The sequence below is a fragment of the Kitasatospora sp. NPDC056651 genome (assembly GCF_042792155.1).
Taxonomy (GTDB): Bacteria; Actinomycetota; Actinomycetes; order Streptomycetales; family Streptomycetaceae; genus Kitasatospora.
Map to the genome: position 1 here is coordinate 1 of NZ_JBHTWX010000018.1, position 21,466 is coordinate 21,466.

Here is a 21,466-nt window from a genome sequence, read left to right on the forward strand (position 1 = left end):
GCCGAACAGCACGTGCAGCACGTACCAGACGGCGGTGCGCCACCGGGCCGCCCAGGAGCGGGCCGGTCCGGTGGCCAGGTCCTCCGGCCGGGCCGCCGCGCACAGCGCCCGCGCCGCCGCGCCCTCCAGCGTCCGTACCGTCGGCACCAGCGCGGTGACGGCGGCCATCGGCAGCGAGGTGAACAACGACAGGATGTACAGCAGCAGTTGGACGGTCGCCGACTGGTTCGGGTTGAGCGCCCCGAGCATGACCACGGACAGCAGCCAGTACGGCATCAGGAGCGCGCCGCCCAGCACCAGGTGCACCCAGCGCAGCCGGGCCCGCCGCCCGACCACCGCCCCCGCCGCGCGCCGCAACCGGCTGCCCCGGTCGCCTGCTCGGGCCCGGCCGCCCGCGGCCCGTCCGCCTGCCCCCGTGATCACCCGCGCGACTCTACGGCAGCGGTGCGCCGACGGGCGCCCCATTCGGTCAACGCCACCGACCCGACGGCCAGAGCCGGCGCCGGCACCACGGTGATCGCGTCCATGCCGACGGTCAGCAGGTTCACCAGCCACAGCCGGTCCATCGCCGCGGGGTCGTCCGCCCCACCGGATGCCCGGTCGGCCACCGCAGTTTCAGGGTCAGGTGCGGCGCGGTCGCCGCCACCGCCGTCCACGCCGCCCCGGCCCGCACCGCGCGCTCGTCGATCCTCATGCCCCCACCCTCCCGCCGGGCCCCGCCCCGGGTCCTCCGCCCGGGGCGCGATCCCCCTCCCCCCGGCGGGGGATTCCGGGCGCCGTGGGGTGTCAGCCCATCCGGTGGATCAGCCGGTCCTCCTCGTCGGTCCGGCCGTCCGGGTCGGCGACCAGCCCGAGCCGCTCGGCCAGCCGGCGCGAGGGCAGGTTGTCGGCGTGGATCAGGGCGATCACGTTGACGCCGGGGAAGCGCGGCAGTGCCTCGGCCATCGCCGCCCGGGCCGCCTCCGCCGCGTACCCCAGGCCCCAGGCGGAGGGCCGGAACCGGTAGTAGAGGTTGAACACCCGCTCCCCGTCCAGGGTGTGCAGGTACAGCCCGGCGAACCCGATGACCGTCCCCGGCTGCTCCCGGGTGGCGACGGCGCAGTACCCGACCCCGTCCCGCACCCAGTCGGCGACGAACCCGTCCAGCATCTCCCGGCTGGCCGTTTGGTCCCGGTGCGGACCGTGCGGGTTGTACCGGTTGGTCTCCGGATCGCCGTGGATCGCGAACACCGCCTCCAGGTCGCTGTCCTGGGGCCGGGTCAGCACCAGCCGCTCGGAGACGGCGACGATCGTGCGGGCGGCGGCGTGCTGGGCGGTGTGCTGGGCGGTGGTCATGGTGCGTCCCCGTGGCTGTCGTAATAGGTCTATCGCAAGATAGACCATTACTCGAACGCCTCGCTCGCCCATTTCCGCCCGGCTGCCAGGTCCCGCGCGCCTGCCGGGTCTCGCCCGGCTGCCCGTTCCCGCCCGGCTGCCCGGTCCCGCCGCGCTAGAGGATCGGCTCGCAGCCGATCGCCCGGCCGCCGGCGGTGAGGAACTGCCGGACCAGGCCCTTCTGGTCGGGGAACAGGAAGGGCCTTTCGAGCCCCGGGGCGATCCCACCGGTGACGGTGAAGAAGACGTCCTTGCCCTGGCAGGTGGTGACGAGCGTCCCGTCCGCCACCCACTGGGCCCGCCCCAGATCCGATTCGCTCGCGCCCTCCTTCCGGGTCAGGGCCGTGGTCCGTGGTTCGGTGGTGATCGCGAACTCCTGCACCCGGCTGTCGTACTGCGGGTCCCCGCCGATCCGGCACGACCAGATCGGGACGGTCGCGGTGGTGACCTGTTGCGGCATGCGCCACCGGGCGGCGGGATTCCTCGCCGGGGCGAACCCGGGCAGGCCGCAGAGGTTGGCCCAGTCCGGGTCCCGCTCGGCACCCTTCGCCGACAGTTCCTTCGGTGCCGCGAGGGCCTGGCCGCCGCAGCCCCGTGCCTCGGCGACCCGGTTGGCGAAGGCCACGGCCATCCGGGCCCTGGTCTCGTCGTGGTCCGGCCGGCCGGTGCGCACCTCGGCGCGCACGCCCTTCTCGCACCCCTCGGGGAGTACGGCCCACGCCGCGCCGGGGGTCACCGAGCCGATGGACCCGCCGGAGAACAGGCGGGCATCCGACGCGGCCAGCTTGCCCGGGCCGTCCTCGGAGTTGCGGACGACGGTGAAGCGCACGGTGTTCCTGGAGGTTTCGAACAGGCCGGAACTGACCGTGGCGGTGCAGCTGTTCCCGGCGGAGTCCGCCGTGGCCGAGTAGCCGCCCCTGTCCTCGCCGATCCGCCCCGACCCCAGGAGCTCGTGCACCTGGTCCGCCGTGGCCGCCCCGCCGCACACGCTGCCCGGCCCGCCGACGTTCGTCAGCCGGTAGGCCGCGAACCCCGCCGCTGCCACCGCGAACGCCAGTACCGCCGCGACCGTCCGCGATCTCGGCCCTCCGGCGGCGGGTCCCCGCCCTTCGGGTGCCTCGTCGGGGCGCCCGTGAGCGGCTTCGGAACCGTCGGACGGAGCACCGTCCCTCATGGCCTCCACCTGTTCACATCCGTCCGAACACGGTGCGGTAGGTGCCGTCGATGGCGACGTTGTAGCTGGTGCGGCTGTCCGTCTTCAGCTGCTGCGACACGCTTCCGGTCTGGTCGGCGGTGGTGGCGTCCATCCCGAACAGCTGCGCCCTCTCGTCGATCATCCTGTTCAACTGGTTCTGTCCCGCCGAGAAGTGGGAGCTCAGGTTTCCCTGGAGCTGGGCGTCGGCCAGTGCCTTGGCGTCGTTGGCGTACTGGGCGGTCCCGATGTCGACCAGGCGCTGGGGGACGTCGCCGAGGTAGTGGTTCACGACCGAGCCGAGCAGGTGGTAGTTCATCCTCGCGTTCCAGTCCGCCTTCGCCTTCGCGCTCTCCGTGTGGTCCGAGGCCGTGTCGGCGAACACGGCGTCGAGCGCGCCGAGAGCGGAGCCGGCCTCCTGGGTGAACGAGTGGAGCTTGTGGTTCGCACCGCCCGCCGCATCGGGCTTGAACGCCTCGGGCCCGTAGCCGCTGAGACGGGCGGCGATCTCCTCGGTCTCGGCACGGTGGATGGTCGCGAACGAAGCGGGGTCTTCGGAGGCGCCACGGATCACGCGCAACAACTGGTCGCGCTGGACGGTGAGCCCGTCCGGCTGGGCAGGACCGGACAGCTCCTTGCCGAGGATCTCGTGCATGCTCGGAGCGTAGTCGGCGATCATGGCGGCCATCGGCTGGCGGAGCGCGGCCGGGAGGCTCGTCTTGTCCCCGGGACCGCTGCCGGCGAGGGACTTGAGCGTCTCGTCCATGATCTGCGACATGACCTTGTCGTGCGGGCGGACCGGGGGCTGGTCGCCGTGCGGGTCCCGGCCGGTCGTGGCGGCCTGCAGGGCGTCGCCGAGCGCCGCGCGTGAGGTGTCGCGAAACCGGTCTTCCGTCAGGATCTGCTCGTGGCCCTGGTTCGGCCACGTCCGCTCGTGCAGCACGTAGTCCAGGTTCTTGCTCTTCGCCGGGTCGAAGAAGTCCTTCGACGCCCCCGGATCGCGGCTCAGCGCGCTCATCAGACCACCCATCGGGTCGGTCCGGCCGTTGGTCGTCCTCCAATCCGGTCCCCAGAGCTCCTCACCCTTGACCTTGCTCTTCCGCTCGAAATCGACCAGGTCGTTGCCGACCTTGAGGAGGAACGGTTTGTCGAACACCCCCTTCGCGGCCATCAGCTTCGTCAGCGCCGGGTAGTTGTCGTTCCACCCCGCCGCCGAGCCGCCCGGGCGGCGGGCGGCGGCCAGCAGTCCGTCCTCCCAGGCCTTGCCCATGCCGCCGTTCTCGGTGGCGGTGGCCAGGACGACGGACAGGTTCTTGTAGACGTCCTGGTAGCCCGCGGCGTTGCGGGTGCCGTGGGCGAGGCCGTCGTAGGCCTTGCTGTAAGCCAGCAGGGCCTCGGGGCCGGTCTTGCCGTCAATGGTGAGGCCGTTGAGCAAGGTGGCGGCGAACTCCTGCTTCTCCGCGTTGGTGGCCATGAGGGCCTGCAGTTGCCTGAGCTGATCGTCGGAGAGGCTGCCGCCCTTGGACATCAGCTCCCTGGCCCGCATGGCGTCGGCGACCGGGCCGGCGCCGTACGGGGTGGGGTTGAAGGCGGTGGTGCTGGTGCCGATGTCGCCCTGGAGGGCCGTGGTGGCCTCCTGGTCGGCGGTGGTGGCCTGCTGGACGGCCTTCCTGATGCGGTCCGAGATCCCCTGGGCGGTGGCCCGGATGGTGCGCTCGGCGTCGGGGTCGTTCAGGTCCGCCTTCGGCACGGTCCACCTGACCGTGCCGTCCTCGGTGACGGTCAAGGCGCTGTCGCCCTGGGCGTCGTGGAGTGCCGTGTCGAGGATGAGGCGGGCGGCGGCCAAGTCCGTGGCGGCGGTCTTCATGATCCCGGCGACGGCGGTGGCGACGGCCGAGGCCTGCTTGAAGTCGCTGTCGATGCCCTGCAGCGCCTTGGTCGCCTCGTCGGCGGCCGTCCCCTTCCAGCCGGCGCGCTGCGCCGTGCTGGTGAGGTCCTTGGTGACCCGGCCCTCCAGGGCGGTGAGGGCCTTGGCGACGCCGGACCAGGCCTCGGCGGCGTCGTTGATCGCGGCGAAGTCGGCCTCGCGCAGTTCCTTGAAGGACACCATGGTCCGTTCCCCTCCCTTGTCACTGGCGGCCGGAGAGATCCGCGGTGGTCCGGGTCTCGTTGGCGTGGTAGTTCTGCTGGGTCCTGTCGAGGTTGTCGGCGGCGCCGCCCACCTTGTCGTGCAGCGCCTTGCACTGCTGGGTCCACCGCTCGGTGCTGCTGGTGAGGGCGCCGCCGAAGGAGAAACCGCGGATCCTGGTCGACGCGGTGCTCGCGTACTCGGTGAGGCTGTGCGCGCCGGGGCCGGCCTTGCCGTTGGCGCTGTCGAGGTCGGTGGCTATCTGACGGGCCATTCCGGCCGAAGCGGCGAGCTCGTACGGGGTGTCGAGCTGGGTGGATCCCGAACCGGGTGCGGACCCGGACGGGCTTCCGGCACTCGCCAGGACGAGCCCGGCGGGGGGCGGTGTCGCGGCGGTGCCCGGCGCCGGGGCCGGGTCCGGCGCGACGGGTCCGGTGGTGAAGCCCTGATCGCTCATGTGTGCAGTCCTCCCCATTTCGCAGACCGGCTGTTCCCCCTGCCACTGCATGACGACCGTACAGGCGGCCGCGGTCCTTTGTGTCGACTTGACCTTCGCGCTCTTGGCCGAACGGCGGGTGCCCGGTTTCCATGGCGGTTCGGTCGAGGGGGAATTGGCGGCCGGGCGCGGGCGGGGAGGTCTTGTTACCGGCCGGTCGCTTGCCTATCATCCCGAGTGTTACAGCTTTACTGTCAAACCCCGTCGGGAAGGGTCCAGCAGCCAGTGCGTGACACGAGCAGTGCACCAGGGGCCGGTGGGCCGTTGGCGGGGGTGCGGGTGGTGGAGCTCGCCGGGATCGGGCCGGGGCCCTTCGCGGCGATGCTGCTGGGCGACCTCGGGGCGGACGTGGTGCGGGTGGACCGGCCGGACCCCTCGCCGCTCGGGACGGATCCGGCGTACGACCTCAGCAACCGCAACAAGCGCTCGGTGCTGGTCGACCTGAAGTCCCCCGGGGGCCCGGCGCGGGTGCTGGACCTGGTCGAGCGGGCGGACCTGCTGATCGAGGGCTACCGGCCGGGCGTCGCGGAGCGGCTCGGCGTCGGGCCCGAGGCGTGCCTGGCGCGCAACCCGGCGCTGGTGTACGGGCGGATGACCGGCTGGGGGCAGCACGGCCCGAGGGCGGCGACCGCCGGGCACGACCTGGGGTACGCGGCGGTGGCCGGCGTGCTCGGGATGGTGGCGGCGCCGGGTGGGGCCGAGGAGCCCCCCGGCATCCCGGCCAACCTGCTGGGCGACTACGCGGGCGGCTCGCTCTACCTGGTCGTCGGCCTGCTCGCCGGGCTGCACCACGCCCGGACCACCGGCACCGGCCAGGTGGTCGACGCCGCGATCGTGGACGGCGCGGCGCACCTCGGCAGCATGCTGTGGGGCCTGCTCGCGGCCGGCCACTGGCAGGACCGCCGGGGCGTCAACCTGCTGGACGGCGGAGCCCCGTTCTACGCGGTGTACCGGGCGGCCGACGGCGGGCACCTGTCCGTCGGCGCGCTGGAACCGCGCTTCTACGCCGAGTTCGCCCGGCTGCTGGAACTGGGCCCGGACGCGCCCGGCCAGTACGAGCTCGACCGCTGGCCCGAACTGCGCACCCGGATCGCCGCCCGCTTCGCCACCCGGACCAGGGCCGAGTGGGAGGCCGTCTTCGCCGGCACCGACGCCTGCGTCGAGCCGGTACTGACGATGCGTCAGGCCGCCGCCGACGCGCACCTGTCGGCGCGCGGAACGTACGTCGAGGCGGACGGCGTCACCCAGCCGGCCCCCGCCCCGCGTTTCTCCGCCACCCCGGGCGCCCTGCGCCGCCCGCCGGCCCGGCCGGGCGCGGACACCGCCGAGGTCGCCCGGGACTGGGACGTCAAGTCCCTCAACCCATCGGCAGAGCAAGGAGAGTAGCGTTGCACCGCGAGATCTTCACCGAGCAGCACGACGACTTCCGCGCCACCGTGCGGGCCTTCCTGGCCAAGGAGGTGCTGCCGCACTACGACCGCTGGGAGAAGGCCGGCATCGTCGACCGCTCCGCCTGGCTCGCGGCCGGCCGACAGGGCCTGCTCGGCCTCGCCGTCCCCGAGGAGTACGGCGGTGGCGGCACCCCGGACTTCCGCTACGCCGCCGTGCTGGCCGAGGAGTTCGCCCGGGCCGGTGCCTCCGGCCTGGCGATCGGCCTGCACAACGACATCATCGGCCCGTACCTCACCTCGCTCGCCACCGAGGAGCAGAAGCGCCGCTGGCTGCCCGGATTCTGCTCGGGCGAGCTGATCACCGCGATCGCGATGACCGAACCCGGCACCGGCTCCGACCTCCAGGGCATCCGCACCCAGGCGGCCGACCGGGGCGACCACTACCTGCTCAACGGCGCCAAGACCTTCATCTCCAACGGCATCCTCGCCGACCTGGTGATCGTGGTCGCCCGCACCACCCCCGAGGGCGGCGCCCACGGACTGAGCCTGCTGGCCGTCGAGCGCGGCACCCCCGGCTTCGAGCGCGGCCGCAACCTCGACAAGATCGGCCAGAAGGCCCAGGACACCGCCGAGTTGTTCTTCGAGGACGTCCGGGTGCCCAAGGAGAACCTGATCGGGGAGCTGAACGGCGGCTTCGTCCACCTGATGCAGAACCTCGCCCAGGAGCGGCTCACCATCGCCGCCGCGGCGATCGCGGGCGCCGAGTACCTGGTCGAGATCACCACCGACTACGTCAAGCAGCGCGAGGCCTTCGGCCGTCCGCTCGCCAAGCTCCAGCACGTCCGCTTCGAGATCGCCGAACTGGCCACCGAGTGCGCCGTCACCCGGGCCTTCGTCGACCGCTGCATCACCGAGCACAACCGCTGGGCGCTCACCCCGGCCGACGCCTCGATGGCCAAGTGGTGGGCCACCGAGCTGCAGAAGCGCACCGCCGACCGGTGTCTCCAACTGCACGGCGGCTACGGGTACATGAGCGAGTTCCCGGTCGCCAGGGCGTTCACCGACGGCCGCATCCAGACCATCTACGGCGGCACCACCGAGATCATGAAGGAGATCGTCGGCCGCTCGATCCTCGGCTGAGCGTCCTCCCCCGGCGCCCCCGGAAGCCCGCTGTCCCTCGACTCCTCCGCTCGTCAAATCCCTCGCCCCGAATACCCGCTGAAAGGCGACCCCACCGTGACCACCGAAGCGTACGTCTACGACGCGATCCGCACCCCGCGCGGCCGGGGCAAGGCCTCCGGTTCGCTGCACGGCACCAAGCCGATCGACCTGGTCGTCGGGCTGATCCGCGAACTGCGCAACCGCTACCCTGAGTTGGACCCGGCCGCGATCGACGACATCGTGCTCGGCGTGGTCAGCCCGGTCGGCGACCAGGGCTCCGACATCGCCCGGATCGCCGCCATCGCGGCCGGCCTGCCCGACACCGTCGCCGGCGTCCAGGAGAACCGCTTCTGCGCCTCCGGCCTGGAAGCCGTCAACCTGGCGGCGGCCAAGGTCCGTTCGGGCTGGGAGGACCTGGTCCTGGCCGGCGGGGTCGAGTCGATGTCCCGGGTGAAGATGGCCTCCGACGGCGGCGCCTGGTTCGCCGACCCGATGACGGCGTACGAGACCGACTTCGCCCCCCAGGGCATCGGCGCCGACCTCATCGCCACCATCGAGGGCTTCTCCCGCACCGACGTCGACGCCTTCGCCGCCGAGTCCCAGGCCCGCGCCGCCAAGGCCCAGGCGGACGGCCTGTTCGACCGCTCGGTCGTCCCGGTGCGCGACCGCAACGGCCTGGTCGTACTGGAACGCGACGAGTTCATCCGCCCCGGCACCACCGTCGAGACCCTGGCCGGCCTCAAGCCCTCCTTCGCCGCCATCGGCGAGGCCGGCGGCTTCGACGCCGTCGCCCTCCAGAAGTACCACTGGGTCGAGGCCATCGACCACGTCCACCACGCGGGCAACTCCTCCGGCATCGTCGACGGCGCCGCGCTGGTGGCGATCGGCAACCGCGAGGTCGGCGAGCGGTACGGACTGCGCCCGCGCGCCCGGATCGTCTCCGCCGCCGTCTCCGGCTCCGAGCCGACCATCATGCTCACCGGCCCCGCCCCGGCCACCCGCAAGGCTCTCGCCAAGGCCGGGCTCACCGCGGCCGACATCGACCTGGTCGAGATCAACGAGGCGTTCGCCGCCGTCGCGCTCCGCTTCATCCGCGAACTCGGCTTCCGCCACGACCAGGTGAACGTCAACGGCGGCGCGATCGCGCTCGGCCACCCGCTCGGCGCCACCGGGGCGATGCTGCTCGGCACCGTGGTCGACGAGCTGGAACGGCGCGACCTGCGCTACGGCCTGATCACCCTCTGCGTGGGCGGCGGCATGGGCATCGCCACCATCGTCGAGCGCGTCTGACCCTCCCTCCCAGATCTGGAGCACCTGATGAGCGACACCACCACCATCCGCTGGGAGCAGGACCAGGACGGCGTGGTCACCCTCGTCCTCGACGACCCCGGCCAGTCCGTCAACACCATGAACGAGGCCTTCACCGCCGACTTCGAGACCGTCGTCGAGCGGCTGGCGGCGCTGGCCGCCACGGACGCGCTGCGCGGCGTGGTGATCACCTCCGCCAAGAAGACCTTCTTCGCCGGGGGAGACCTGCGGATGCTCTCCGCCGCCCGCCCCGAGGACGCCGAGGCCGTCTTCGAGAAGTCGATGCGGATCAAGCGCGCGCTGCGCACGCTGGAGACCCTCGGCAAGCCGGTCGTCGCCGCCGTCAACGGCAGCGCGCTCGGCGGCGGCCTGGAACTCGCCCTCGCCTGCCACCACCGGATCGCGCTCGACACCCCCGCCAGCCGGATCGGCCTGCCCGAGGTCACCCTCGGCCTGCTGCCGGGCGGCGGCGGAGTGGTCCGTACGGTGCGGCTGTTCGGCATCACCGACGCCCTGCTGAAGTTCCTGCTCCAGGGCCGCCAGTACCGTCCGGCGCAGGCGCTGGAGCACGGACTGGTGCACGAACTGGCCGGAACGCCCGAGGAGTTGGCCGTCCGGGCACGTGCCTGGATCGAGGCCAACCCGACCGCCGTCCAGCCCTGGGACGTCAAGGGGTACAAGATCCCCGGCGGCACCCCGGCCACCCCGGCCTTCGCGGCCAACCTGCCCGCCTTCCCGGCCAACCTGCGCAAGCAGCTGAACGGCGCGCCCTACCCGGCCCCGCGCAACGTGCTGGCCGCCGCCGTGGAGAGCGCCCAGGTGGACGTCGACACCGCGATGGTGATCGAAGCCCGCTACTTCACCGAGCTGGCCTGCGGACAGACCAGCAAGAACATGATCCAGGCGCTGTTCTTCGACATGCAGGCGGTCAACTCCGGCGCCGGACGCCCGAAGGACGTCGAGAAGCGGCTGGTCCGCAAGGTCGCGGTGCTCGGCGCCGGGATGATGGGCGCGGGCATCGCCTACACCTGCGCCAAGGCCGGCATCGAGGTCGTACTCAAGGACGTCAGCGTCGAGGCCGCCGAGCGCGGAAAGGCCTACTCCGAGGGGCTGCTGAACAAGGCCGTCGCGCGCGGGCGCTCCACCGAGGCCAAGCGCGACGAACTGCTCGCCCGGATCACCCCCACCGCCGACGCCGCGGACCTGGCCGGCTGCGACGCGGTGATCGAGGCGGTCTTCGAGAACACCGAGCTCAAGCACAAGGTGTTCCAGGAGATCGAAGGCGTGGTCGACCCCGACGCGCTGCTCTGCTCCAACACCTCCACCCTGCCGATCGGCCTGCTCGCGGAAGGCGTCGAGCGCCAGGGCGACTTCATCGGGCTGCACTTCTTCTCGCCGGTCGACAAGATGCGCCTGGTCGAGATCATCCGCGGCCCGCGCACCGGGAACGAGGCACTGGCCCGCGCCTTCGACCTGGTCCGGCAGATCGACCGGACCCCGATCGTGGTCAACGACTCGCGCGGCTTCTTCACCTCGCGGGTGATCGGCCAGTTCCTCAACGAGGGCGTGGCCATGGTCGGCGAGGGCGTCCACCCGTCCAGCATCGAGCAGGCGGCCGCCCAGGCCGGCTACCCCGCCAAGGTGCTCTCCCTGATGGACGAGCTCACCCTCACCCTGCCGCGCAAGATCCGGGACGAGTACCGGCGCTCGGTGGAGGCCTCCGGCGGCACCTGGACCCCGCACCCGGCGGACGCGGTGGTCGACCGGATGGTCGACGAGTTCGGCCGCCCGGGGCGCAGCGGCGGCGCGGGGTTCTACGAGTACGGCGAGGACGGCAAGCGCGGGCGGCTCTGGCCGGGGCTGCTGGAGCACTTCGGCGTCCCGTCCGGCGCCTCGGCCGGCGTCTCGGCAGGCGCCCTGTCCGGTGCCACGTCCGGTGCTCCCTCGGACGTTCCCTTCGAGGACCTCAAGGAGCGGATGCTGTTCAGCGAGGCGCTGGACTCGGTGCGCTGCCTGGAGGAGGGCGTGCTGACCTCGGTCGCCGACGCCAACGTGGGCTCGATCCTCGGCATCGGCTTCCCGGCCTGGACGGGCGGGGTGCTCCAGTACATCAACGGGTACCGGGGCGGCCCGGCCGGCTTCGTCGCCCGCGCCCGGGAACTCTCCGCCGCGTACGGCGAGCGGTTCGCGCCGCCGGCGCTGCTGGAGCGGGTGGCGGCCGAGGGGCGGACCTTCACGGACTGACGGGCGGGCCCGTCCGGGTGCCCGGTGGGGTCATCGGTGGGATTCCTGCCGGGGCTCCTGATCAGGTTCCTGATCGGGTTCCTGATCGGGTTCCGGTGAGGCCGTGCGGTGCACGGCCTCACCGGGCTCCCACTCCCTGCTACTGCTCCTGGCGCAGCTCCTCGCCCAGTTCCTCCCGCAGGTACCGCTGGAAGGCCGTGACCAGCGCCTGCGCCACCATCGGCTGGATGTGGTCCGTCAACGCCTTCATCCGGGCCAGCTCCGCCGGCGCGGGCTCGCTCTCCCGGTACGGCTTCCACACCGTCTCGCGGAACAGCCGCTGCAACTCCCGCGCCGTCGCCCGGCTGTGTTCCAGCACCACCGACCGGGCGGCCAGCAGCGTCTCCAGCGGGATCGGTACGTCCAGGATCCGCACGCCCAGCGGCAGCAGCCCCGGATCCACCCGGAACACCTCCGGATCCGCCGTCCGCTCCAGCGCGCCCATCGCGGTGAGGCGCTCGACCTGCTCCTCCGTCAGCCCCCGTCCGGCACGTCGCTCCAGCTGGGCCCTGGTGGCCTCCTCCGGGGTCTCCGGTGTCCAGGACGCCACCAGCGCCCGGTGGATCGCCAGGTCCAGCGGCGTGCTGTCCTCCGGCAACCGCGCCAGGTACCGCTCGATCGCGGCCAGGGTCAGCCCCTGCCGCTGCAATTCCTCGATCAGTCCCAGCCGGTCCAGGTGCTCCTCCCCGTACAGCCCCACCCGCCGAGGCCCCAGTTCCGGCGGTGGCAGCAGGCCCTTCGTCCCGTAGAACCGCACCGTCCGCACCGTCACCCCGGCCCGCGCCGCCAACTCGTCCACCGTCAGCCGCACCCCGGCCCCCACGCCGCCGAGCTCCCCCATCCGCCGCCTCCCGCGCTGGCACACTCCTGCTGTGACAGCAGCAGTGTGACAGTGCCGGGCGCACCGGTCCACCGATGGGGCGGGGCCGGGGCCGGCACACCGACGCCCCTGCCGTCGGCCCCGGGTCGGCTTCGGGCAGGGGCGTCGGGCAGGGGGGGTGAGGTCCGGGGAGTGGGGCCAGGCAGGGACAGGGTCAGGCAGGGGTGGGGTGGTGGCGGCGGGTGACTTCGGGGTGGGCCCGGGTGTAGCCCTTCCACTCGTTGAGGCCGAAGTCGGCGAAGAGCGGGTTGTCCGGGTCCTCGGTGGCGCCCGGGGCGTGGTGGGCGAGCGGGAAGTCCAGCGGCTCGATGTGGGCGTCGAGGCGGGGGTTGTAGAAGAACGGCACGGAGAAGCGCTCGCGGGCGCCGGGCGGGCTGACCACCCGGTGGCTGGTGGCCTTGAGGTAGCCGTCCGTGGCCACTTCCAGCAGCTCGCCGAGGTTGACGACGAAGGCGCCGTCGAGCGGCGGGATGTCCAGGAAGCTGCCGTCCGTGCGTTCGACCTGGAGGCCGCCGACGGTGTCCTGGAGCAGCAGGGTGATGAAGCCGTAGTCCTTGTGGGCGCCGACGCCCTGGCCGGCGCCGTTCGGGGCGGTGCCGGGGTAGCGGACCAGCTTGAGGCGCAGGTGGGGGTGGCCCGCGAAGGCCTCGTCGTAGAAGTCGGAGCGGGCACCGATCGCGGTGAGGAGTTCGTGCAACAGGCGGCGGGCGACCGCGCCGAGGTGGTCGATCCAGCCGAGCGCGGCGCCGCGCAGCTCGGGGAGCGCCTCGGGCCACTGGTTGGGCCCCTCCAGCCACCAGTACGGGGGCTCGCCGGTGCCGGGGACGTGCGGGGGCAGCTCGGCGCCGATGTCCAGCTGGTCGCGCCAGTCCTGGCTGCCGCCGGTGCGCTCGTCGCCGGTGCGGGTGTAGCCCCGGTAGTGGGGGGAGTGGAGGTTGCTCACGGCGAGGCGGTCCGCCTCGGGGAGCGCGAAGAAGGCGCGCATGGCCCGGGTGAGCGCGGCGGTCTCCTCCGGGGCGACGCCGTGACCGACGAGCTGGAAGAATCCGACGCCGGTGGCCGCGGCGCGGAGCTCGTCGTGCAGCCGGCGGCGGTCGTCCGGGCTGCCGTCGGCGAGTGACAGGTCGATCACGGGGAGGGCGTCCGCGGGGGTGGAACCGGAGCCGGTCTCGGATATGGGCGTGTGCTGCTGCGTCATGTGTGACATCCGCTGGGTCTCGTCCCGACCGGTCCCGGTGGTCGACCGTGGACGGCCGGAGCAGCCGCCTGGTGCGGCGGGTGCTCCGGGAGTCGGGAGGTGGTGGCGGCCGGGCAGGGGCCGCCGTTGAGGGTGGGTGGCGCGAGGTTCAGCCGGAGCGTCGACAGGACATGGTCGTCACGCGGAGCAGGTCCACGTGGCGGCGGCGAACAAGGATGAGCACCCCACCAGCCTAATTGACCGGTTCCGCGGTGGGCGAGCCCCGTGCGGCGGAGGGCCACTCTCCATGTGCCGGTGATCCGGGACGTGGTGATCCGGCACACGGTGGGGTGGTGGCGACGGTGGGCGTGATGGCGGCTCCTTCCACGGGCTGTCGGGGGCCGGGACGGGTCACGGGACGGCTCAGGAGTTGTTGAGGTAGGCCAGGACGGCCAGGACACGGCGGTTGTCGTCGTCGGAGGGCTGGAGGTCGAGCCGGACGAAGATCGACGCGGTGTGCTTGGCGATGGCCCGCTCGGTGATCACCAGCTGCTGGGCGATCGCCGCGTTGGACCGGCCCTCCGCCATCAGCGCCAGCACCTGCCGCTCGCGCGGGGAGAGGGTGGAGACCGGGCCGGCCGAGGAGTTGTGGGTGAGCAGCCGGGTGATCACCTCCGGATCCATCACGGTGCCGCCCTGGGCGACCCGCCGGACGGCGTCGATGAACTGGGTGCCGTCCATCACCCGGTCCTTGAGCAGGTAGCCGATCCCGCCGGTGCTGCCGGCCAGCAGCTCGCGTGCGTACAGCTGCTCCACGAACTGCGACAACACCAGGACGGGCAGGCCCGGGTGGGCCTGACGGGCCGCCAGGGCGGCGCGCAGCCCCTCGTCGGTGAAGCTCGGCGGCAGCCGGACGTCGACCACGGCGATGTCGGGCCGGTCCGCGGCCACCGCGGCGAGCAGCTGCTCACCGTCCTCCACCGCCGCGGTGACCTCCATGCCGTTGGCCTCAAGCAGCCTGGTCAGGCCGTCCCGGAGGAGGAAGAGGTCTTCGGCGATGACAACGCGCACGGGATCTCCAGGTTCACGATGGTCGGCCCGCCGGACGGGCTGCTGATCGCGAGCACCCCGTCGAAGGCGGCCAGTCGGCGTTCGGTTCCGCTGAGGCCGGTTCCCCGGGACGGGTCGGCGCCTCCGCGCCCGTCGTCGGTGACCGATATCCGCAGCAGCCCGTCACTGTGCCCTATCTCGATCCACACGTGCGAGGCCTCGGCGTGCTTCACCACGTTGGCCAGCAGCTCCGTCACCGCGAAGTAGGCGGCCGACTCCACCGGCGCGGACACCCGGCCGGGCAGGCTGCCCGTGAAACTGACCGGCAGCGGCAGGTCCAGTGCCGTCGCCTGCACCGCGTCGGCCAGTCCACGGTCGGCGAGCACCGGTGGATGGATGCCGCGGACCAGGTCCCGCAGTTCGCCGAGTGCCTTCACCGAGGACAGCCGGGCCTCGGCCAGCAGCGGTCCGACGGCGTTCGGGTCGTCCTTCAGCTGCTCGGCCACGGTCAGCAGCATGCCCAGTGCCACCAGCCGGGCCTGCGCCCCGTCGTGCAGGTCCCGCTCGATCCGGCGCAGCTCGGCCGCTCCGGCGTCGATGGTGTCCGCCCTGGTCCGCGCGAGGTGGTGGACCTGGCGGGCGAGCTCGGCCCGCCGGGACGGCCCGAGCAGGGCCCGGGCGGACCTCTCGTGGATCCGCAGGGCCGGCGGGGCGGCCCACAGGGCGGCCGCCGGGGCGAGGCACAGGCTGATCCCGTAGATGACGCCCAGCGCGACGAACGGCCCGTTCCGGCCGAAGACCTCGATGGTGACGGGAGCCAGCAGGACGGCCACCGCGGTGACCAGGACGGCGCCGCCGGCGAGCAGCGTCCACGCGAAGTCCCGCCAGGTCGCCGGGTCGGTGAGCCAGCCGCCGGCCCGCAGCCGCTGCCAGGGCCCGGCGCCGGGTGGCCGGCGGTAGGGCACCGGGATCGGCCGCCCGCTCCACTTCCCGACGATCCGCCTGGTCTCCACCGCGATCCAGCGGGTGCCGAACAGCCCGAGCAGCAGCAGCGAGGGTGCCAGCCCGACCGAGACGGACCGGCCGCCGGGCGCGGCACCGTCGTAGATGTGCGTCGCCATCAGCGCTATCGCGCCCGGGGCGAACAGCGCGGCGCCGATCGCCCGGCCGCCGCCCCCGGTGGCCCAGCACAGCGCCCAGAGGACGACCGGCGCCATCGGCACCGCCAGGATCAGCGGCCCGCCCGGGTGGAAGTCGGGGCGGGGATCGTCCGGGCCGAGCAGCGCGGCGGCCAGCAGGACCGGTGCGGCCAGCAGTGCGAGGAAGCCCGTCACCACCAGCATCACCGCGTACCAGGCGCGCACCCCGTCCACGCAGGCCCGGCCGACCCGCAGGGTCAGCCCGCTCAGCGCTCCCGCGTCCATGACGTGCCTCCTGTCCCTTCCGGAGCCCCCGTCCGGAGGCTTCGAAGCCGTGGCCCGGAGCCTCCGTGGGCCCCGGTTCCGATCTTTCGATGGGTCAGTCTGCCCGCCCGGGCCGCCCGGCGCTCTAGGCCTGAACACCCAGTTCGGGGTGTATCTGGATACACCTGGCAGAGGCCGTCCAGACGGCTGTCGGCACCCGCCGCCGATTCGTAGCGTGATGTTCCGTCAGCCGGTCCGGGGTGCCCCCGCACCGGACCTCGAACCATGGAGGGCCCGTGAACGCGCCGATCATCCGGATCCGCGGCGTCAGCAAGACGTACGACCGGTCCGACGCCGCCCGCCCCGCCCTGGCCGGGCTCGACCTGGAGGTCCGGGCCGGCGAGGCGCTGGCCGTGCTCGGCCGCTCGGGCAGCGGCAAGTCCACCCTGCTGAACCTGATCGCCGGCCTCGACCGCCCGAGCGAGGGCGAGGTGGAGGTGGACGGCGTGGCCGTGCACCGGCTCGGCGAGGCCGCGCTGGCCGAGTACCGGCGGCGGCGGATCGGCATGGTGTTCCAGTTCTTCAACCTGCTGGACGACCTGAACGCGGAGGACAACGTGCTGCTCCCCGCCCAGCTGGCCGGGATGCGGCGGGAGCAGGCCCGCGCCCGGGCGGGGGAGCTGCTGGAGCGGCTGGGGGTGGCGCGGCACGCCAAGGCCTTCCCCGGCCGGCTCTCCGGCGGCGAGCGCCAACGGGTCGCGGTGGCACGGGCGTTGATGAACCGACCGCCGCTGCTGCTGGCCGACGAGCCCACCGGGGCACTGGACACCGCCTCGGCCGCCGACGTCCGGGACCTGCTGCGCGGGCTGAACGCGGAGGGCCAGACGATCCTGCTGGTCACCCATGACACGGCGCTCGCCGAGGCCTGCGCCGACCGGACGATCGAACTGCTCGACGGCCGGCTGGTCCGGGACACCGCGGCCGTGCCGGCGCCGGGCGGTGGCCGGTGAGCGCGCTCGGCAAGGTGGTGCGCGCCGGGGTCGGCCGCCGGCGGGTGCAGACCCTGGTCATGGTGCTCACCACGATGATGTCCGTGACGGCGTGCATCCTCGCGCTCGGGCTGCTGGTCGCCGCCCGGGGCCCCTACCAGCGGTCCTTCGCCGCCCAGCACGGCGCCCACCTCAACGTGCTGTACGACCAGGCCGAGGCGGGCCCCGCCCAGCTCGCCTCGACGGCCCACGCGCCCGGTGTGACGGCCTCGGCCGGCCCCTACCAGGCGGTCCCCGTCCAGCCGCGGGCCGGCGACGGCACCCGGCTCCCGCCGGCCGGGAGCCCGCTGCCGCCGGTGACGCTGGTCGGCCGCGCCCAGAGCGGCCCGCTGGACGACCTGCGGATCACCGAAGGCCGCTGGATCGCGGGCCCGGGAGAGGTGGTGTTCCTGGACGGGCACTCCCCGCTGGCGGTCGGCGACAGCATGGCGTTCCCGGACCTGCCGGGACACCCGACGCTCAAGGTCGTCGGCCTGGCGGCCTCGGTCTCCTGGAGCGCGGACGGCTGGGTCGCCCCGGAGCAGGTGGCCGGGCTGACGCCGCCCGGCACCACGCCGGCCGCCCAGTACCTCTACCGCTTCGCCCACGCCGACGGCGACGCCGAGGTGGAGGCCGACCGCGCCGCGCTGGCCGCCGCGGTCCCGGGCGGAGCGCTCGTCAAGGCCACCTCCTACCGGCCCGCCCAGGAGGAGGCGAACCGGACGGCCTCGACCTTCGTCCCCTTCGTCACGGCCTTCGGGGTGCTCGGACTGGCCATGTCGGTGCTGATCATCGGCGTGGTGGTCAGCGGCGCCGTCAGCGCCGCCACCCGTCGGATCGGCATCCTCAAGTCCCTGGGCTTCACCCCGGCCCAGGTGGCACGCGCCTATGTCGCCCAGGCGCTGATCCCCGCCGGGGTCGGCACGGGGCTCGGGGTGCTCCTCGGCAACCTGCTGTCCGTGCCGGTCCTCGGGCTGGCCCACAAGGCGCTGCGCGGCGGGCTGCTCGGGATACCGCTCTGGGTGGACGCCGTGGTCGCGGTGGCGGCCCTGGGAGCGGTGGCGGGCACCGCGCTGGTGCCGGCGCTGCGGGCCGGGCGGCTGCGGACGGTGGAGGCGCTCGCGGTCGGCCGGACGGCGCCCGGCGCCAAACGGGCGGCCGCCCGCGGCGGGGCCGACGGGGCAGGGGTCACCGGCCTGCTGTCCCGGGCGCAGGACGTGATCGGGCGGCTGCCGCTGCCCCGGGCCCTCAGCCTCGGGTTGGCCTCCCCGCTCAACCGGCCGGGCCGCTCGGCGACCACCGGTGCCGCCGTGGTGCTCGGCACGGTCGGGGCCACCCTCTGCGTCGGTCTGACGCTCTCGCTGAGCTCCCTCCAGGACGGGCTGGCAGCCGACCGGGCGGGCAAGGTGGTGGTCCAGCTCCCGATCGAGGGCGCCACCCAGCCCGTCGACCACGTGGACGAGGCGGTCGTGGCCAAGGCGATCGACTCCCGCCCGGGCACCCGGGCCTGGTACAGCACCGTCCCGACCCCGGTCGCCCTCGCGGGCAACACCGGACGCTCCGAGGTGGTGGCGCTGGGCGGCGACGCTTCGTGGAGCGGGTTCCAGCTGGTCTCCGGCCGCTGGTTCCACGGCCCCGGCGAGGTCGTGGTGGCCGCCGCCTACCTGCGGGCCAACCAGGCGAAGGTCGGTGACACCGTCACCCTCACCGACCACGGGCGCAGTACCCCGGCGAAGATCACCGGAGAGGTGCTGACCACCAAGGACCTGGTGTTCACGGACCGGTCCACGCTGGAGCCGCTCGGCGGTGCGATCCACCCCGAGGCGCTCTCCTTCCACATCGACCTCACCCCCGGCACCGACGCGCAGGCCTACGCCGACGGGCTGGACGAGGCCGTGAAGCCGCTGGGCCTGGGAGCCGAACCCGGTGAGGAGCACATCAACATCGTGGTGCTGGCGATGAACACCCTGGCGGGCGTGCTCACGCTGCTGCTCTCGGTGGTGGCAGGGCTCGGGGTGCTCAACACCGTGCTGCTGGACACCCGGGAACGGGTGCACGACCTCGGGGTCTTCAAGGCACTCGGGATGTCGCCCCGGCAAACCGTCGGCATGGTGCTCACCTCGGTCTGCGGCAGCGGGCTGCTGGCCGGGCTGATCGGGGTCCCGATAGGCATCCTGGTGCACCACCAGGTGATGCCGGCGATGGCCCGGGCCGCCGGGATCGGAGTGCCGGACGCCGACCTCACCGTGTTCGCCCCGTCGGTGGCGGGGCCGCTGATACTCGGCGGCCTGGTGCTGGGCCTGCTTGGCGCCGTTCTCCCGGCCACCTGGGCGGCCCGCACCAGGACGGTCACGGCGCTGCGGACGGAGTGACGGCGGGGAGGTCGAGCCAGGAGAGGAGCACGGCCGACGCCCGAGGCCCTGCCCGGGAGCCTCCCGTAAGACTCCCAGGCAGGACCAGTCCAGAGCGGCTCGGCCCTGGCCTGGTCAGGTCACCCTGGCCTGGCCGGGCCCGGCCCAGCTCGGCCCAGGCCGTCGGCCGGGGGTGACTCAGGACAGCCGCGCCGCCGCGTACGCCTCCATGGCGGCACGCTGGAATGCGGCCAGGCCCGGGGCGATGGCCTCGTACGCGGCGCTCCACTGCTCGTTCTCGGTGCAGGAGCGGGCGATCGCCAGGTACTCCTCGGTCGGGACCGGCCGGATGGTGCCGAGCAGGCGGTACTCCTCGTCGATCGTGCTCTGCACGGGCTCGGCGCCGGCCGGGTGGCCGGCCGCCATCAGCTCCGCCAGGCGGATCATGCGGGTGGTCCGCTCGCGCTGTCCGGCCTCGATCTCGGCCGGGGTCATCGCGGCGGTCGCCTGCCGGGCGGCCTCGGCGTGCTCGGGGAAGTCACGCAGGCTCGCGTCGACGTCCTTGGGCTGGATTCCCTCGAACAGGTTCTCGGGGCGGTTGATGGTCATGGGCGTGCCGTCCTTCCGGGAGCGTTCCAGGTCGGCGATCGTGCGGGACACGGTGGCGGCCAGGGAATCGAGCCGGTCGCGCTCGGCGACCAGCCGTCGGCGGTGGCCCCGCAGGGCCTCCAGCTCGTCCACCTGATCGCCCAGGATCCGGGCGATCTCGGTCAACCCCACACCCAGGGCGCGCAGTACCAGGATCTGCTGCAGTTGGAGCAACTGCCGCTCCTCGTAGTAGCGGTGGCCGTTGGAGCCGACCCAGGCCGGGGGCAGCAGCCCGATCTCGTCGTAGTGCCGCAGGGTCCGGGCGGTCACACCCGACATCCGGGCGACCTCCGCGATAGGCCAGGCCATGCGCTGTCTCCCTCGTTTCCCGCATCCTGACGTCCTGACGTCCTGACGTCCCCACGTTCGCTTGGACCGGGGCCGGTTCTCCGGCCCTGGTCACGACGGTAGAAGCTGCCGCTGCGGCAGCTTCAAGCCCGAGGCCCGCCGCGGACGTCGTCCGCTCCGTTCACCCCACCTCACCCCGTCCCGTTCTTCCCCGCCCGCCTCGCTCGTCCGCGCCCGACACCTCGCCGAACCAGTCCAGGGACTGCCCGTGCGGCCCGGTGAAGGCCACCGGCCGCTCGTCCAGGGCGAGTGGGCCGGGTGCGATGGAGTTCGCACGGCTACGGCAGCGTGACCACGTCGACGTTCCACCGCTCCGGCAGGTCCGCGTCGCAGAAGGCACAGACGTAGTGCTCCTCGCGCACGAGGTTGCGGCCGTCGCACCGTGGGCAGCGGCGGAAGACCGCCGCGTACGTGAAGTCGCCGGGATGCGGCAGCCCGAGGCGGGCGAGGGCGGTCGCGACGGCGGGCCAGGAGGTGGTGTCGGGGCAGTAGCCGGTGGAGTGGTTGCTGACCGTCTCGACCTCCCACCCGTCCCTCGCGCGCCGGAATCCGATCTCCCCGGCGCTCAGCACCAACTCCCCGCCCGCGCAGGCCACATGCTCGCTGCGGCGCGCAGCGAGCCGCAGCCTGCCGCCGAGGTCGACCACGAAGGTGAACGGTTCCGCGAGCTCCGCCGCCGTCCGGGCCTCCGCCCAGTCGGCGAACTCGTCAGCGGTGCGCACCGGTTGACCGCCTGGCTCGTCAACCCCAAGCCGCAGCTCCGGAGGCCCCACGTACCGGTACGCCCGCCCGAAGCCGTCCGTCACCTCTGCCGCGATTCCCCGCTCGGCCAGCCGCGCCCGCAAGTACGCCATCTCGACAGCGGTTCCGCTCAGGCCGGAGCCCTTCAGCTCGTCGAGGAGTTCCCGTACCTTCCGGAGTCCCGTCCCCGAGTCCTCGCGGAGGATCCGAAGCGCGGACACCGGATCGTCGAGCGGCCCGGCGAGCCGGAGACGGGCCGGTCCGTGGATGGTCAGCAGCGCCTCGCGGACGTCTTGCGGAGCCGCCTCCTGACCCCAGTCATCGCAGAAGGAGGCGTCGCACTGCGAGCAGATGAGCTCGGCGTCCCACCACAGCTCCCGCCCGTGCTTCAGGAACTGTCCGACGCTCCGGACGGCGGCGCCCCCGCAGACCGCGCACCGGACGGCCACCCTCGCCTCCTGCTCCCACCCCGTCATGCCCGACACCCTACGGCCGTCCTCCCCGCCG

17 protein-coding genes and 1 pseudogene are annotated in these 21,466 nt (G+C 73.2%); 6 read left to right on the forward strand and 12 right to left on the reverse strand.

The genetic code is table 11. The features are described from left to right. From ACFRAR_RS10070 to ACFRAR_RS10095, 6 genes and pseudogenes are all read right to left on the reverse strand, one after another. Window positions 1–423 (reverse strand): annotated as a pseudogene (locus ACFRAR_RS10070) (sensor histidine kinase); the annotation flags it as partial. Further along, window positions 420–608, reverse strand: coding sequence for a hypothetical protein (locus tag ACFRAR_RS10075; protein WP_380696808.1), 189 nt, complete (start codon window positions 606–608; stop codon window positions 420–422). The gene ACFRAR_RS10075 and the pseudogene ACFRAR_RS10070, both read right to left, overlap by 4 nt. A gap of 178 nt (window positions 609–786) precedes the next feature. Then, on the reverse strand, window positions 787–1,335 hold the full coding sequence (locus ACFRAR_RS10080; RefSeq protein WP_380696810.1) for a GNAT family N-acetyltransferase: 549 nt from the start codon (window positions 1,333–1,335) through the stop codon (window positions 787–789). A 154-nt stretch (window positions 1,336–1,489) separates the two neighbouring features. Then, window positions 1,490–2,419 carry a hypothetical protein gene (locus ACFRAR_RS10085; RefSeq protein WP_380696812.1) on the reverse strand — a complete coding sequence of 310 codons (930 nt, stop codon included), beginning with the start codon at window positions 2,417–2,419 and terminating at the stop codon, window positions 1,490–1,492. Between the two features lie 142 nt (window positions 2,420–2,561). Further along, entirely contained in the window at window positions 2,562–4,676 is a 2,115-nt protein-coding gene (locus tag ACFRAR_RS10090; RefSeq protein WP_380696814.1) for a WXG100 family type VII secretion target, read from the reverse strand. 19 nt (window positions 4,677–4,695) lie between these two features. Beyond that, window positions 4,696–5,151 carry a hypothetical protein gene (locus ACFRAR_RS10095; RefSeq protein WP_380696816.1) on the reverse strand — a complete coding sequence of 152 codons (456 nt, stop codon included), beginning with the start codon at window positions 5,149–5,151 and terminating at the stop codon, window positions 4,696–4,698. A 264-nt stretch (window positions 5,152–5,415) separates the two neighbouring features. Between ACFRAR_RS10095 and ACFRAR_RS10100 the strand changes: the two genes are divergently transcribed. The 4 genes from ACFRAR_RS10100 (at window position 5,416) to ACFRAR_RS10115 (ending at window position 11,294) form a co-directional block, all read left to right on the forward strand. After that, complete coding sequence (locus tag ACFRAR_RS10100) at window positions 5,416–6,576, forward strand: CaiB/BaiF CoA transferase family protein (RefSeq protein ID WP_380696818.1); 1,161 nt, start codon at window positions 5,416–5,418, stop codon at window positions 6,574–6,576. 2 nt (window positions 6,577–6,578) lie between these two features. Next, a complete protein-coding gene (locus tag ACFRAR_RS10105) occupies window positions 6,579–7,721 on the forward strand; it encodes an acyl-CoA dehydrogenase family protein (RefSeq protein ID WP_380696820.1) in 1,143 nt (380 codons plus the stop codon). A gap of 96 nt (window positions 7,722–7,817) precedes the next feature. Beyond that, a complete protein-coding gene (locus tag ACFRAR_RS10110; protein WP_380696822.1) occupies window positions 7,818–9,032 on the forward strand; it encodes an acetyl-CoA C-acetyltransferase in 1,215 nt (404 codons plus the stop codon). 27 nt (window positions 9,033–9,059) lie between these two features. Further along, a complete protein-coding gene (locus ACFRAR_RS10115) occupies window positions 9,060–11,294 on the forward strand; it encodes a 3-hydroxyacyl-CoA dehydrogenase NAD-binding domain-containing protein (protein ID WP_380696824.1) in 2,235 nt (744 codons plus the stop codon). Window positions 11,295–11,433: 139 nt separating this feature from the next. On the opposite strand, the gene ACFRAR_RS10120 is transcribed toward ACFRAR_RS10115, so the two are convergent. The 4 genes from ACFRAR_RS10120 to ACFRAR_RS10135 all read right to left on the reverse strand — a co-directional run bounded on the left by ACFRAR_RS10120 (window position 11,434) and on the right by ACFRAR_RS10135 (window position 15,864). Then, window positions 11,434–12,174 (reverse strand): MerR family transcriptional regulator, encoded by a 741-nt coding sequence (locus tag ACFRAR_RS10120; protein WP_380696826.1) that lies wholly within the window; start codon window positions 12,172–12,174, stop codon window positions 11,434–11,436. A gap of 193 nt (window positions 12,175–12,367) precedes the next feature. Continuing rightward, complete coding sequence (locus tag ACFRAR_RS10125) at window positions 12,368–13,411, reverse strand: isopenicillin N synthase family dioxygenase (RefSeq protein WP_380696828.1); 1,044 nt, start codon at window positions 13,409–13,411, stop codon at window positions 12,368–12,370. Window positions 13,412–13,813: 402 nt separating this feature from the next. Continuing rightward, window positions 13,814–14,461, reverse strand: a complete 648-nt coding sequence (locus tag ACFRAR_RS10130; RefSeq protein WP_380696830.1) for a response regulator — start codon at window positions 14,459–14,461, stop codon at window positions 13,814–13,816. Beyond that, the gene (locus tag ACFRAR_RS10135; RefSeq protein ID WP_380696832.1) at window positions 14,413–15,864 is read right to left on the reverse strand and encodes a histidine kinase; all 1,452 of its coding nucleotides are present in this window, start codon (window positions 15,862–15,864) and stop codon (window positions 14,413–14,415) included. Before ACFRAR_RS10135 ends, ACFRAR_RS10130 begins: the two co-directional genes overlap by 49 nt. Before the next feature lie 275 nt (window positions 15,865–16,139). Here ACFRAR_RS10135 and ACFRAR_RS10140 point away from each other — a divergent pair, with 275 nt between their 5' ends. Together ACFRAR_RS10140 and ACFRAR_RS10145 are read left to right on the forward strand one after the other, a co-directional pair. Then, complete coding sequence (locus ACFRAR_RS10140; protein WP_380696834.1) at window positions 16,140–16,853, forward strand: ABC transporter ATP-binding protein; 714 nt, start codon at window positions 16,140–16,142, stop codon at window positions 16,851–16,853. Next, window positions 16,850–19,243: an FtsX-like permease family protein gene (locus ACFRAR_RS10145; protein WP_380696836.1), complete on the forward strand. Its 2,394-nt coding sequence runs from the start codon at window positions 16,850–16,852 to the stop codon at window positions 19,241–19,243. The genes ACFRAR_RS10140 and ACFRAR_RS10145 overlap by 4 nt, the downstream gene beginning before the upstream one ends. Before the next feature lie 177 nt (window positions 19,244–19,420). Here the strand turns inward: ACFRAR_RS10145 and ACFRAR_RS10150 are convergent, their stop codons facing one another. Continuing rightward, on the reverse strand, window positions 19,421–20,179 hold the full coding sequence (locus ACFRAR_RS10150; RefSeq protein ID WP_380696838.1) for a MerR family transcriptional regulator: 759 nt from the start codon (window positions 20,177–20,179) through the stop codon (window positions 19,421–19,423). A gap of 317 nt (window positions 20,180–20,496) precedes the next feature. Further along, window positions 20,497–21,435 (reverse strand): hypothetical protein, encoded by a 939-nt coding sequence (locus ACFRAR_RS10155; protein WP_380696840.1) that lies wholly within the window; start codon window positions 21,433–21,435, stop codon window positions 20,497–20,499. Window positions 21,436–21,466 lie beyond the last annotated feature (31 nt).